Source organism: Algoriphagus resistens (genome assembly GCF_001442615.1).
GTDB classification, from domain to species: Bacteria; Bacteroidota; Bacteroidia; order Cytophagales; family Cyclobacteriaceae; genus Algoriphagus; species Algoriphagus resistens.
On record NZ_LMXN01000001.1, the window covers coordinates 16,163 to 31,249 of the forward strand.

Here is a 15,087-nt window from a genome sequence, read left to right on the forward strand (position 1 = left end):
GACACCCTTGCACCTACCGCAAGATCTTTGTTTTTCAGAAATCTTCTCTAATGAGTTCAGAAGCTAGCGCCGTTTGGAATGAATGTTTACGTGTTATCGAACAGCACGTCAATGAGCAGAGCTTTTCAACTTGGTTTAAGCCAATTAATCCCGTCAAACTTGAAGGTACTTCTCTGACCATTCAGGTGCCGAGTCAATTCTTCTATGAATGGCTGGAGGACAATTATGTGCAAGAATTGAAATTAGCCATCAAAACTACTTTGGGGCAAAGCGGGAGATTGGAATACGCTGTGGTGGTAGATAGGGGAAACTCTTCGAACCAGCCTTATGTAGTTTCATTTCCACAGGGAAATACAGGGAATAAGAAATCCCAAACACCTGTAGAGCCAGATAAAACTCCCTTTGAGATGAAGTCGCTCAATGCGGAAGCATTAACAAACAGCAACCTCAATCCGACGTATACTTTTACCACTTATATAGAAGGGGATTGTAACAGACTGGCTAGATCAGCTGGTTTTGCGGTGGCCACAAAGCCCGGTATCACTTCCTTTAACCCACTGATGGTGTATGGAGGAGTAGGCTTGGGAAAAACCCATTTGGTTCAGGCGATTGGAAATGAGATCAAAAACGGCCCTGAGGATAAATTTGTGCTCTATGTGTCTTCTGAGAAATTTGTGAACCAATTTATGGATTCCATCAAGGATGGGAACGTAAAAAGCTTCACTAATTTTTATATGCAAGTGGATGTGTTGATTATTGATGACATTCAATTTTTGGCAGGAAAGGATAGAACACAGGAAATGTTTTTCCATATTTTTAATCACCTTCATCAAAGCAAGAAGCAGATCATTATGACCTCAGACTGTCCACCAAGGGATCTGAAAGGCTTAGAGGAGCGATTGCTTTCCCGATTCAAATGGGGACTGACTGCAGATTTGCAAATGCCTGATTTTGAGACCAGAGTAGCTATTATCCGCAGAAAAATGCAGTCAGAGGGGATAATTATTCCGGACGATGTGGTGGAATACCTTGCATATACTGTGGACACTAACGTACGTGAACTGGAAGGGATTCTTATTTCACTTATTGCGCATGCCTCATTGAGCCGTGTGGAGATCAGCCTTGAGCTGGCCAAAACCGTGATGAAAAATATCATCAAGGACATCGAGACGGAAGTTGGAGTTGACTTTATCCAGAAGACTGTTTCAGAATATTATGGAATAGCGCTTGATGATCTGAAAGCAAAAACTCGTAAAAAGGAAATAGTAACTGCGCGCCAGGTTGCTATGTATTTTTGTAAGGAATTTACCAATCACTCGTTGAAGTCGATCGGTTATCATTTTGGTGGAAGAGATCATTCGACTGTAATCCATGCTGTCCAGACAGTAAATGATATCATGGAGACAGATAGTTCTTTCCGGAATGCCGTACTGGAACTGAAGAAAAAATTTAAGATGAGATCTTATTAAAAGAGAGAGATTTAGGTTGTAAGGCGAGATTTTAATGTTTTAGGTTGAAATTCTCGTTACAGTTTACCTGGGTTTACGATAGGGGGTTACTCATCCAGCTTTTTGCCCATCGTATCTTCAAATCGCTGAAGTAATCTGATATACTGTTTTTGGATGTTTCCAAGAAATTTTTCCTGTGTATCAATCTCATAGACTGGATTGTACTGGATACGGTCTATCACCATGTCTAGCCATGCTTTTCCATCATCGATTAATTCAGCATGAAATGCTTCAACGGTCAAATCCCTAGAGCCTGAAAAGGGGCCTTTTCCTATTTGTTTGAAATAATGGGTAATCACGTTCAGGGCCAGCTCATGGGTTTCCTCAAAATGCTTCAAGAGATCCCTTGCTTGTGATTCGTTCAATTTGCCATTTTTAGAACGCTTTGCATGGTCAGTCAGATCAGCTAGTGCACTACTGAATTCTTCAAAACATTTCTCGCAGGATTTTATGACGGTTTTCATGGGATTGCTGGTTGATCTATGAGAATTAAAATAACAAAATATGATGAATAAATTATATTGTTAAGAGATTGTTTTGAAATATAATAGTTTACTTGATTTGCTTTTCAGAATTCTCTCAAGCACCTGTTCATTGTATAAGCATAAAATCGAGTCGCCTAGTTAATAAAAAGGAAAAAGCCGGCCCATTAAGACCGGCTTTATCTATATTCAGGACTAGTCAGACAACTGTTTTTATTTCTTAATACAGCTTTAGAACTATCCCATTTTTAGGTCTAAGATTTACCATCAATCACCTTTCCACCATAGAGGGGTATCCGAACTGTCCCCTCCAATAGCAGCGGCAGCAGAAGATCTATTGGCTCCGTTCAGGGTTTGTTCGTTGATAGGGTAAATCAATCTCTGCGGAATAACCAGGGCGCTTGCTCCTTCTACAGCCGGCGGTTGCAGGTTAGGTGCGTCCAGCCTTCTCCATTCCAACCAGGCATCGTAGCCTCTGTTGTATAAGGCAATCCATTTTTGGGTTCCGATAACATCTTTCCAGTCGCCTGCCGCACTACTATAAGCTACGCTAGGTTGAGCCAGGTAGGTGGATGCCTGCGCGGAAGTCCCTCCCCAATATGTTATGGAAGAAGTAATCGCATTATTGTAGTGCGATTCAGCATTTCCTCCCACGGCAAACCCTCTTTCCAATGCTTCGGCCAGCAGGAAGCTAACCTCAGAATAATCCAGTAATAGACCTTCGTTGGTAGGATCAGCCACTTTTGCGCTTACAGTAGAGAAGTCGGAGTAACTATTTGGATAACCATAGACACCTCCTTTATACGATCCGCCTACCTGTGTGAAATACTGAACTCTCCTTGGATCATTCAAGTCATTCATGACATCGACCAGGGTATTGGCTGCTACGTAATCTTCTCTGGAAGAATAGGGGCCTGTTACAGAATTAGAGACAGGGTTATTGTTTGGTTGAGCAGATAAATAAGGGTGAGTGGCATTATCCGCATTGCTGGTGAAAACATGTGGAGCAGCAGCTTCCACGAGAGTCTTGGCCTGCGCCGGATCCACGTCCGCAATGACCATGGCCAATTTCAACTTAAGGGAATTACCGAACTTTATCCATTTCTCCATGTCTCCTGCGTATAGGAGATCTCCTCCTGTATAACCTTCCTCTTCTGGGGTGATCATACTCAAAGCATCATTCAGACGACCAAGAATAGCATTATAGGTAGTTTGAGCGTCATCATACACTGGAAGCGAGTTTTCCGGATCAAGAGCTTGGGTATAAGGAACATCCCCGAAAGTATTCAGCAGGACAGACCAGGCGTACACTTCCATGATCTCCAGCTGCGCCAACTGATTGTTTTTGATACTCTCCTGAATGAGATCGTCTTCCATCAATAGCCTCTTAGCTTCATTGAGGTCCATCAAGACATCACGGTATAGACTTTGCCACATATTCTGAGGAATCAGTCTGGAGGTCATATTATACCTTGGTTCATCCAGATACTGGGTAGATGTCCAGTGCTGTACGTAGAACCTGTAGTTATTGGAATTGACACTCGCTGAGGTCAACGCATCCGTAAGATTCTTAACGGCTCCGGTGAATAATGTCTCACTTGGGACATTTATTGCATTTTTCTGATCCACGTTATAATCATCCAGGCCATTGACGCAAGATGTTGCAACCAATAGGGATGAACACAATAGACTTACAATTATTTTTTTCATTTCCATGATTTTAGAAATTCAATTTCACATTAAACCCATAATTCCTCATAGCTGGATAGGCACCACTTTGATAACCCCTGCCGGCATTTCCTGAACTCAAACCTTCTTCAGGATCAGAATACTTCATGTTTTTATGGATGATCCATAGATTACGGCCTACTAGCTGCAAATCAACTCCCTTGATAGCACTGTTGCTACCAAATAGCGTCTTAGGCAAAGAATAGGAAAGGATAAGCTCTCTCAGTTTGACATAGCTGCCATCATATACATACCATGCTCTAGGAGCTCCTACGTAGTTGTTGGCGGCATATCCAAATGGAGTCAGTCCGTCACCATTTTGGTTTTCGGCGTATATGTCGTTTGGAGTACCATCTTCTTTTACTCCAGGCAGCAATACTCCTCCTCCTTCAGAGACAGGAAGTCGAGAAGGGTTGCCTTTGTCATTCAGTCCTGCGGTTTCAGGATAAAGTCCGGTCGCTTCACCATACCACTGATCAAGAGACCATAAATCTCCACCTTTACGGATATCGATCAGGAAGGCAAGAGACAACCCCCTGTAGGTAAGGGTATTGTTGATACCTCCCAACCAGTCCGGATTAGGATCTCCGATGATTGTGCTAGCATCACCGTCCACCATATAGAAGCCATTTTCATCGACAGTCCTTTCTCCATTAGTGTAAACAAAGTCGTTACCACGGATCACACCGTAAGGGTGTCCAACAGCAGCATTGACGGATACGCCGCCCTGGAAGGAAGCTATTAGTACGTTGTCTACTTTATTGTCCCCTTCACCGTACAGACTGATCACTTCATTTCGGTTACGGGAAAAGTTAAGTCGAAGATCCCAAGTGAAGTTGTTGTTAGAAATAGGAGTAACGTAAGCACTTACTTCAATACCCTTATTTTTCATTTCACCTGCGTTCACAAATCTCCGGGTGTAACCGGAAGCTGCAGTAACGTTGACTGGCAAGATTTGATCGATGGTGCTAGACTGATATACAGTGAAGTCAAATCCAAACAAGCTGTTGAAAAAGTCCATTTCAAGACCAGCTTCGTAACTTCTCTGTCTTTCCGGTTTCAAGCTGGAATTATTCTTTGTATTTGGAAGCGAGAAAATCGGCACGGAACCAAAGCTTGTAGGCTTGTCATAGACATCATAGATACTCAATGGAGGAGCATCATTACCTACTTCGGCGTAATTTGCTCTGATTTTTCCATGAGAGATCCATGAAACGCTTTTAAAGGCATCTGTAAGCACGTAGTTTGCACCTACTGCAGGATAGAAATAGGTATTATCTCCTTCCGGAAGTGTAGTGGATTTATCCTGACGAGCAGACAATTCCAGGAAAAGCTTCTCCTTGTAGCCAAAGTTAGCATTGGCAAATACCCCATCTACCCCTCTTCGTAAATACTCCTCAACAGGAGGATTGACCGGATTGGCGGAATTAGAGAGTGAATATAGTCCAGGAACGACAAGTCCGCCATTAGTACTCGCACGGATGGAACTGGTCTCTTCTCTACGGATATTTCCACCCAAAAGTCCGTTAAAGCTTATATCCTCGGATATATCTTTGTTGAAATTTAACATCAAATCATAGTTGGACTCTCTGTGGTCTCTGTTGTATCTGGCATATTGGCTTACGCCGGTACTTCCCACAGCCAACCGCTCTTCCTGCATATCCGTGGTGGAGTTCAGGGTAGCTCTACCCATGATGCTCATCCAGTCGGTAAGTTTGTAGTTGAGCATGATATAGCCATAGATGTTGTCCCTTGAGTCATTGGAATAGTTTTCCCAAGCTGTCCAGTACGGGTTGTCACTATAGATTGGTCCTGTATTGGAAGCATTCCAGTTCCAGGTTTCATTCAGCCCGTTTCTGAAGTAGGCAGATTCCTGTTCCTTAATGTCTACATTGGTCTGCCACCATTGTCTAAAACTCTGATTCGGGTTTCTGCCATTATAGCCTGTTCCATATCTGCCCACACCTTGCGTATTCGTATAATTCGCTGAAGCACTTACGGTCAGCTTTTCAGTAGCATTATAAGAAGCAGTGAAATTGATCATGTTCTTATCAATGTTACTATTTGGGAGGTTGCCTTTAATGTCATTTCTGGTATATCCCAGATTAAAGACTGTTTGGTCTCCGCCTCCGTTTATGGTTATGCTCTGGTTGGAATTTAGGCCAGTCTCATAGAAGGTACTCGGGTCATTTTCAGCTGGAAGCCAAGGCCGGGTTTTGCCAAAATTAGGAGAAGTAGGGTCGACTGCATCCCACTGATATACCTGCAAGCTTGGATCAAAAGCTGGGCCATAAGAAGCATCATCCTGAAATCTCACGACTGGAGCCACCCCGCTGCCCATATCTACAGGAGTCCGGAATACTTGATAGTAACCTCCACCATATTCCTTCTGGTATTTCACAAAAGTACTCTTATCCATGCTACTCCAGATGACACCACTGTTTATGGCGATATTCATGCTGTTCTTTTTGCCTTTCTTGGTTGTAATCATGATCACACCGTTTGCTGCACGTGAACCATACAAGGCTGTAGCCGCTGCACCTTTCAGTACGTTGACAGACTCGATGTTGTCTGGGTTGATGTCCGCTGCAGCGTTTCCATAATCCACACCTACACCACCGGCCTGCTGTCCTGCTGTATTGTTGTTTGCATTACTTACTGGAACACCATCGATCACAAACAAGGCCTGGTTATTTCCTGAGATAGAAGAATAACCACGGATCACGACATTGGTAGATCCTCCCATGGTATTGTTGGTACGGATATCCAATCCGGCAACTTTACCTGAAAGTGTGCTCACAAAATCCGCAGTTCTAGCTCTGGATACCTGGTCACCTTTCACCTCTTGAGCTGAATAAGCAAGTTCATTCCTACTTCTTTCGATACCTAATGCCGTCACGACTACCTCTGACAATTCCGCGGCATCGTACTCGAGCACCACATCGATGACCGTTCTACCACCCACTGGTACTTCTTGGGTAGCCATACCTATAAATGAGAAGACCAAAACTTCTCCTTCAGCTGGCAAGCTTATGGAATACTCGCCTTCCAAATCTGTCACGGCACCCACGTTGGTGCCTTTTACAAGGATACTTACTCCAGGGATCGGACTCCCGTCCTCAGCAGAAGTAACCTTTCCTGTCACTGATGTAGTCTGAGCAAAAGAATATTGCAAAAACATACATAGTACGAAGGTTAATAGTACACTTTTTTTCATATGTGTTTGATTTTAATTAGAGTGAAATATAATAAATATTTCATGAAAAAATTATACTCTAGTAACATATTGATATTGAATTGGATTTAATGGAAACTCTATCCTGAATCAGAAAGATGCTTGCATAGGTTTTTTCCATTCAATTATTCATCCAGATGGAAGACTGAATAGAAGAGCCGTTGGATACAGTCTTGGGAGAGGGACCACTAAAAATCATAAATCCATTCCCAGAAATACACGCAACATCTCACATTCTCGACATCTTTATTAAGTGTCTCTACTGATTTTTACCGATTCCCATTACCAGTAAGAATTCCTCTTCTCGTGCCGTAAATAGGGTATGAAGGGTGCCGAATTTCATCAACAGTCTTTCAGTATTATCCGAACTTGACCCGGGAAAGCTAATCAGTATGCGGACTTATTGTTCTAGAAAAGGGTCTTTCCTTCTTTTTACCAGTGAAGGTCTGAGGTAAAAAAGATTGCCAAAGTATTGACACCCTAATAGAAGCCTTTTTAGGTAAAATGCACAAGACTTCTGTGAAGCTCAGTAAAAACGGCTTTCAGCTTGTTCTTTCTCCGGAAATTGCTGGATTTCGCTTCGAAAAGGGGCCGTTTACTCTATTTGACAGATCGCCGATTTTGAAATGGGGGAATTAACGGAGACTCCGTCTCACCTCATCAAATCAATTTCTGTTTATAACTCTATTCAATCGCTCAAAAGATTTGGTGTTTTAGGTTGGTTTGGAGTAGTCAACATTGAGATGAAAGAAGAATTTGATGATCCGCTAAAGACCAAAAAGGAAGCCTATCCATATTACCATGGAGTCAACCAATTGGTCCAGGTTGAAGAAGCGTTTGATCCAACTGATCCAGGCCTAAGACCTGTTTTACTTTGGGTCTCAGGTCAGTTTATTCAGCAGGATCAAACGCTGACTATGGATTGGAAGGCCTCTGATGTACCGGCTAATTACGTGGTATGGATAGATTTTCTTCGTAAGGACGGAACTTCTATCCAATGGTCGCAACCTTTCAAGTTTGTGCAATAAGCTTCAACGGATCGAATAACTCTGCATAAATGGCTGTCCATTGGAAGCCACGCCTTCCAACAGTAGCCTTCCACTGAATTTCTCCAAATAGGCTCCCACTTTATCTGGATCCTTGGCAGGATTACCATTTATTTGGGTGATTATGAATCCCTCTCTAAGCCCAAGTTCTCTTAGATAGCCCCGTGTCAGACCGGTGATTTTGATACCATGATCAACGCCAAACTTGTCTTTCTCAATAGTATTAACGGCTTCAAGTCTTGCTCCCAAAATGCTGGAGCTATAAAATTCCCGCTTGATTACACCATTGCCACCTTCTAGATTTTGAAGTTGAAGATTGGCTGTTTTGGCAGAGCCACTTCTTAAATAAGTTACAGAAAGATCATCCCCAGGGTAATAATAGGATAGTGCTTCTTCAAAGCTTCCTTTTCCGGTGATTGCCTGAGAACCGAGCTGGGTGATGACATCATTGCGTTGTAATCCTGCTCTTTCTGCCGCACCGTTTTTGATCACATGGGTTACAATCACACCGTCAAGTGTTTTGATATTCATTTCTTCAGCGAGTTCTGGTGTGATCTCCACTGCTTCAATGCCCGGAATAGCCTTTTGGACCTCTCCGTATTGTATCAAATCATTGGATACCTTCATTGCGATGTCCACCGGTACGGCAAAACCATAACCTGTATAGGAACCGGTTCTTGATAAAATGGCTGTATTAATTCCGACCAATTCCCCATTCACATTCACCAAAGCACCTCCAGAGTTTCCGGGATTAATAGGTGCGTCCGTTTGGATGAAGCTTTCCAGTGGGAAATCCCCACCCAGAATATTTATCTGGCGCTCTTTGGCAGAAACTATACCGGCAGTAACAGTGGAAGTAAGATTGAAAGGATTGCCGACTGCCAACACCCACTCGCCGATTTTCAGATCCCGGCTACTGCCTCGCTTGATCGCCGGGAGATTTGTTTCCTCGATTTTAAGTACTGCTATATCGGTGTTTTTGTCTGTCCCAACCAACTTGGCTTTGTAGGTTCTTTTCTTGTGCACGACCTCAATCGTTTCAGCCCTGTCTATTACGTGGTTGTTGGTCACGATGTAACCGTCATCAGAAATAATCACTCCCGATCCAGTGCTGACCTGTTGGGGAACTCCGCCCCCTCCGAAGAAGTAGTCAAACATACTATACCTTCTAGGATCAGTTCCGGAAAAATTCTTGATAAATACAACAGATTCAGTACTGTTTTCTGAGGCTTCTACAAAAGAAATCGGGGCGTCTGTGGTCGGGCGATTTGGCGAAGGATTATATTGTGAAGCAAAACTTACTTCTGTTTTATTATTCTGTGGGTAATCTGAAAATTGCTCAGGTTTATTGAAATTGAAAGTTGTCCAGAATGCAGCTCCTGCCAAGCCTGCCAGAAAGGAAACTCCGGTTGTTTTGAATAGACTGTTCATAGGCGAATCATTTATCAGTTTGACGAGTTTGTTGATATTCCGTTTTATAGATTCACATTTTTTAAGGTTTATAAAAATACGATGGCTGTCCTGTTTGCTTTCACATTCTATCTAAAAGGATAGTACAAGCTCAAATCTTCGTCTTAGGCAAACTTCGGCTTTCGGATATCGCTCTTCCAGCCAGGCAAACAAAGGGAATCTGGATACTTCATCGTAAGGCTTATGAGATTAATTATCATGCCATTTGGTAAAAACTGACGATTTGTACGAGGAAAAGTCTGAGCATCTTGTAATTTTGTCAGCTAGTGAGAAAATTCTCCAACTTGTGGGAGTTTTAATTACTCAACAATTACTAATTGAATGACAGAACCGAAACGCGTAGCCATCTTGGGTAGCACCGGAAGCATTGGTACTCAAACCCTAGAGGTAATTCGTAAGCATCCTGAAGACTTTATCGTTGAGGTTCTTACCGCACAGAATAATGCAGATTTACTGATATCCCAGGCGTTGGAATTTATCCCAAATGCCGTAGTGATTGGTAATGAGGAGCTTTATCCACAGGTCCGGGATGTCTTGCAGCCAAAGGATATAAAGGTTTATGCTGGGGTTAAGGCGATTGCCCAAGTGGTAGAAATGGCTACTATCGATGTGGTTTTGACCGCCTTGGTGGGGTATTCTGGGCTGATACCAACGGTGAATGCAATCAAGGCCGGAAAGCAAATAGCACTCGCCAATAAGGAAACATTGGTTGTTGCAGGTGAGATAATTACTTCCTTGGCAAAGGAAAATCGGGTCAATATCTATCCTGTTGATTCAGAGCATTCGGCAATTTTTCAATGTTTGATTGGTGAGTTTCATAATCCTATTGAGAAAATCATACTTACTGCTTCCGGCGGTCCGTTTAGGGGAATGGACAGATCCTTCTTAGCGACAGTCACAAGAGAACAGGCCCTAAAGCACCCTAATTGGGAAATGGGGGCAAAAATTACAATTGACTCCGCTACTTTGATGAACAAGGGGCTGGAAGTGATCGAAGCGAAATGGCTTTTTGGCCTGAAAACCGAACAGGTAGAGGTTGTCGTACATCCGCAAAGTATCATTCATTCAATGGTGCAGTTTGAGGATGGATCCATTAAAGCACAACTCGGATTGCCGGATATGCGTATCCCAATTCAGTTTGCCCTAAGTTTCCCAGATCGTTTGAAAAGTGATTTTGAGCGGTTTGACTTTATGAATTACCCCCAATTAACCTTTGAACAACCGGATTTAACAACCTTTAAGAACCTTCAATTGGCTTACAATGCACTTGCCAAGGGTGGTAACGCTCCCTGTGTGCTAAATGCTGCCAATGAAATAGCGGTAGCTGCTTTCCTAAAGAAAGAGGTAGGTTTTCTGGAAATGTCAGATTTGATTGGCGAAACTCTCGAAAAAGCTGAGTTTATTGCACAACCGAATCTGGAGGATTACGTGGAGACAGATAAGCGGGCAAGAGAAATTACTAAAGAACTAATAACGAATAAAGTATAATGGATACCTTAATTATGGTGGGCCAATTGCTCCTGGGATTATCAATTCTGGTAGGGTTGCACGAGTTGGGCCACTTGCTTACTGCCAAGATGTTTGGCATGAGAGTAGAGAAATTCTCAATTGGATTTCCTCCGAAAATCGCCGGATTCCAGTATGGTGAAACTGAATATTCCATTGGGGCGATACCATTGGGAGGGTTTGTGAAAATCTCCGGAATGGTGGACGAATCCATGGATTCTGAGCAGATGGCCGGTGAGCCACAGCCTTGGGAGTTCCGCTCCAAGCCAGCTTGGCAGCGCCTTATCGTGATGCTGGGAGGGATTATAGTCAATGTCGTTACGGGCATTGTTATTTTTGTGATCTTGGTTTATAACAACGGTGAGACGTATTATTCCCGTGATCAGGTCATAGAAAATGGAATCGTAGCCTTGGAGATCGGTGAGTCCATTGGCTTGCAGACCGGAGATAAAATATTGGATATTAATGGTGAACCGTATCAATCTCTCGGTGATCTGACTGCCGGTTCTGCGCTACTTAGCGAAAATGGCTACTATACGGTAGTCCGTGGGGCAGATACCCTAAAGGTAGCTATTCCAAGAGGCTTTATCAATTCCTTCAATAGTAAGGAGGCGATGAATAATTTTGTGGATATCCGGTTTCCGTTTGAACTGAAGGAAATAGATAAAGGAGGGGTGGCGGATAAAGCAGGGATTACCACAGATCATAAGATTCTATCAGTAAATGGGCAATCTATCACGTACTTTGATGAACTTCAATCAGCACTTGCAAATGCTAAAAGTCAAGAGGCGGATTTTGAGCTCTTGACCAACTCAAACGACACCATACATACGATGGTGGCGGTCACTGACCGTGGAACGGTTGATATTCTTGTAAATCCGATGATTGATATGGTGCAGCGAAAGTATGGCTTCACTGAATCACTGAAAAAAGGAACAGCTAAGGCATTTACTGTGGTAATAGTAAATGCAAAAGCCATGGGCAAAATGTTTACCGGAGAGGTGTCTACCAAAAACGTAAGTGGTCCTATCGGTATGGCGAAGATCTACGGCGATACCTGGAACTGGACTAAGTTTTGGACTATTACTGGCTTGATATCGATGATTCTTGCATTTATGAACTTGCTGCCAATTCCTGCACTGGATGGAGGGCATGTGATTTTCTTACTTTATGAAATGATTTCCGGAAGGGCACCTTCGGATAGATTTCTTGAGAATGCCCAGAAAGTCGGCATGGTGATTCTCTTGGCATTGATGGTTTTCGCCATTGGAAATGATGTGCTGAAGCTATTTACCGGAGAGGGGTAAAAGCTAGAGAAAAACCAAAATAAAGCCGAGAGAAATTTCAGGGGCAAAATCCAGCAAGGCCTGGCAGCATGGATTTAGTGTTTCCTGTTTTAATTGGAATTACCCATTTCAATCAAACGATGAGATTTGCGCCTACTCAGGTAGTCACTTTTTGAGTTTGATCCAGAATATCTTGACCAATAACTGCCATTCTGACCACTTCGGTCTCTTGGCATGCACCTTGACCTTTTAGGAAGAATCTTCGTTTATTGAAGGTTCTTCTTTTATTTTAGCATAAAACAGACAGCCTGGCTGTCAATCTGTCTATATGAGCCAATTCGAAAATTCTGTGTTTCAAAACTTAATGGTCGGTGAATTTGCCGGGGAGGGTGATCTGATCCAGCTGATTACAGACGAGGAAGATGATGCACAAGGAAAGGAAGTTCTTGAAGAAGAAATCCCTATCCTTTCAGTGAGAAATACAGTCCTTTTCCCCGGAGTGGTGATACCCATTACCGTGGGAAGGCAACGCTCTATCCGCCTGGTTAAAAAAGCCCAAAAAGGAAATAAATTGATAGGAGTTTGTGCTCAGATCAATCCAAACATAGATGATCCGGCGTGGGAGGATATCTACCAATTTGGTACAGTTGCCAAGATCATAAAAATGATCGTGCTTCCTGACGGAAACACCACGATTATTATTCAGGGCAAAAAGCGTTTTAAAATCAGTGAGCAAATCACAGATGACCCGTATTTTATCGCAAAAGCCGAGTATTTGGAAGAGAATTTCCCGAAGAGTTCCAAGAAGATCCAAGCGCTTGAAGAGTCTTTGAAAGAATCTGCTACACGAATTCTCCTGTTAAACCCTGAGATTCCACGCGAAGCGCAGGTAGCTTTGGATAACATCGACAATACGCCTTTTCTTACTCATTTTCTCTCCTCCAATATCAATGCTCCAGTGGAAGCCAAGCAGCGATTGTTGGAGATCAATGATGGTGTGGAGCGGGCTACACTTTTGCTTGAATTCATGATGAAGGATATCCAGATGCTGGAACTGAAATCTGAGATTCAGAAAAAAGTACATACAGATATAGATCAGCAACAACGGGACTATTTCCTTCGCCAGCAGATGAAAGTGCTTCAAACGGAACTCGGTGATGAAGGCCCTGAAAAGGAAGTTGAGGATCTTGCTGCCCGTGGTGCATTGAAAAAATGGTCTCCGGAAGTCAACAAGCATTTTCAGAAAGAACTCGATAAAATCCTTAGAATTAATCCATCTGCGGCAGAGTATCCTATCGCATTGAATTATGCAGAAACCATGGTGGAGCTGCCTTGGAACGAATTTACCCAAGATAATTTTGACCTGAACCATGCCAGGAAGGTGTTGGATGGAGATCATTTTGGGCTGGAAAAAGTCAAAGAAAGAATTATAGAATATCTGGCGGTTTTGAAGTTAAAGAATGATCTGAAAGGCCCAATTCTTTGTCTATATGGCCCTCCGGGTGTGGGTAAAACATCTCTGGGTAAATCTGTAGCGGCAGCATTGGGAAGAAAATATGTCAGAATGTCTCTGGGAGGTATGCATGACGAAGCTGAGATCCGTGGGCACAGAAAGACCTACGTTGGCGCTATGCCGGGTAAGATCATCCAAAACATGAAAAAAGTGAAAATCTCAAATCCGGTTTACGTGCTGGATGAGATAGATAAGCTCTCTTCTGATTTTCGGGGAGATCCCTCTTCGGCATTTTTGGAAGTGCTGGATCCGGAACAAAACAATGCGTTCTTGGATAACTACCTAGAGGTGGAATATGACCTGAGCAAGGTGCTCTTCATTGCCACTGCCAATTCACTTGATACAATTCAGCCCGCCTTGCGTGACAGAATGGAAATCATCGAGGTGACTGGCTATACCCAAGAGGAAAAGGTGGAAATCGCCAAGCGCCACCTAGTTCCTAAGCAGAGAAAAGAACATGGGTTGAAAGCCAAGCAGATTACGTTTGATAAAGCTGCGTTGGTGAAATTAATAGAAGACTATACCCGAGAATCCGGCGTCAGAAGCCTGGAGAGAGCAATTGGAAAAGTGGTAAGAAATATTGCCAAATCCATTGCAATGGAAGAGGAATATAACCCAAAGATCACTGCTTCGGCGGTCAGAAAAATATTGGGTTCTGAGATTTTCGACAAGGAATCTTATACTGACAATAGTATTGCGGGGGTGGTGACTGGCTTGGCATGGACAAGTGTCGGGGGAGAGATTTTATTCATAGAAACTAGCTTGAGCAGAGGGAAAGGCAAACTTACGCTTTCCGGACAGCTAGGCGATGTGATGAAAGAATCTGCGATAACTGCCCTGTCGTATCTGAAATCAAAAGCTGACAGATTGGGGATTGATCACAGAGTATTTGACCAATATGATCTTCATATCCATGTGCCCGCCGGGGCAGTGCCAAAAGATGGGCCTTCTGCAGGTATCACCATGCTTACTGCGATGGCTTCGGTGTTCACTCAGAGAAAGGTGAAAGCAAAGGTGGCTATGACAGGGGAGATTAGTTTGATAGGCAAAGTGATGCCTGTAGGGGGGATAAAGGAAAAAATCTTAGCCGCAAAACGGGCCGGTATCAAAGAAATTATACTTTGCAGCAAGAACAGGCGGGATATTGAGGAAATCGACGAGCAATACATAAAAGGAGTGGAATTTCACTTTGTGAGTAAAGTGGAGGAGGTTTTGGATATCGCTTTGCTAAAAGCTAAAGTGGATAATCCACTGCATTTCAGCCTCCAGCCCGAAACCGGAAAAGACAACTAAAAGGAATATTAAAGCTTTCA

The 15,087-nt window shown here is 43.1% G+C and carries 9 protein-coding genes; 5 read left to right on the forward strand and 4 right to left on the reverse strand.

What is annotated here, in order from left to right; all coding sequences use genetic code 11:
• Positions 1 to 50: 50 nt before the first annotated feature.
• Entirely contained in the window at positions 51 to 1,469 is a 1,419-nt protein-coding gene (gene dnaA, locus AS141_RS00070) for a chromosomal replication initiator protein DnaA (RefSeq protein WP_057935584.1), read from the forward strand.
• 86 nt (positions 1,470 to 1,555) lie between these two features.
• Here the strand turns inward: dnaA and AS141_RS00075 are convergent, their stop codons facing one another.
• The 3 genes from AS141_RS00075 to AS141_RS00085 all read right to left on the reverse strand — a co-directional run bounded on the left by AS141_RS00075 (position 1,556) and on the right by AS141_RS00085 (position 6,935).
• Positions 1,556 to 1,972 carry a nucleotidyltransferase substrate binding protein gene (locus AS141_RS00075; RefSeq protein ID WP_057935585.1) on the reverse strand — a complete coding sequence of 139 codons (417 nt, stop codon included), beginning with the start codon at positions 1,970 to 1,972 and terminating at the stop codon, positions 1,556 to 1,558.
• Between the two features lie 285 nt (positions 1,973 to 2,257).
• The gene (locus AS141_RS00080; protein WP_057936179.1) at positions 2,258 to 3,700 is read right to left on the reverse strand and encodes a SusD/RagB family nutrient-binding outer membrane lipoprotein; all 1,443 of its coding nucleotides are present in this window, start codon (positions 3,698 to 3,700) and stop codon (positions 2,258 to 2,260) included.
• Between the two features lie 10 nt (positions 3,701 to 3,710).
• On the reverse strand, positions 3,711 to 6,935 hold the full coding sequence (locus tag AS141_RS00085; RefSeq protein ID WP_057935586.1) for a SusC/RagA family TonB-linked outer membrane protein: 3,225 nt from the start codon (positions 6,933 to 6,935) through the stop codon (positions 3,711 to 3,713).
• Positions 6,936 to 7,579: 644 nt separating this feature from the next.
• Here AS141_RS00085 and AS141_RS00090 point away from each other — a divergent pair.
• Positions 7,580 to 7,981: a hypothetical protein gene (locus AS141_RS00090; protein ID WP_057935587.1), complete on the forward strand. Its 402-nt coding sequence runs from the start codon at positions 7,580 to 7,582 to the stop codon at positions 7,979 to 7,981.
• A gap of 3 nt (positions 7,982 to 7,984) precedes the next feature.
• On the opposite strand, the gene AS141_RS00095 is transcribed toward AS141_RS00090, so the two are convergent.
• Entirely contained in the window at positions 7,985 to 9,430 is a 1,446-nt protein-coding gene (locus AS141_RS00095; RefSeq protein WP_057935588.1) for a trypsin-like peptidase domain-containing protein, read from the reverse strand.
• Between the two features lie 360 nt (positions 9,431 to 9,790).
• Here AS141_RS00095 and AS141_RS00100 point away from each other — a divergent pair, with 360 nt between their 5' ends.
• The 3 genes from AS141_RS00100 (at position 9,791) to lon (ending at position 15,067) form a co-directional block, all read left to right on the forward strand.
• The gene (locus AS141_RS00100; RefSeq protein ID WP_057935589.1) at positions 9,791 to 10,957 is read left to right on the forward strand and encodes a 1-deoxy-D-xylulose-5-phosphate reductoisomerase; all 1,167 of its coding nucleotides are present in this window, start codon (positions 9,791 to 9,793) and stop codon (positions 10,955 to 10,957) included.
• Positions 10,957 to 12,282, forward strand: a complete 1,326-nt coding sequence (gene rseP, locus AS141_RS00105) for an RIP metalloprotease RseP (RefSeq protein WP_057935590.1) — start codon at positions 10,957 to 10,959, stop codon at positions 12,280 to 12,282. Before AS141_RS00100 ends, rseP begins: the two co-directional genes overlap by 1 nt.
• 307 nt (positions 12,283 to 12,589) lie before the next feature.
• Entirely contained in the window at positions 12,590 to 15,067 is a 2,478-nt protein-coding gene (gene lon, locus AS141_RS00110; protein ID WP_057935591.1) for an endopeptidase La, read from the forward strand.
• Positions 15,068 to 15,087: the final 20 nt, after the last annotated feature.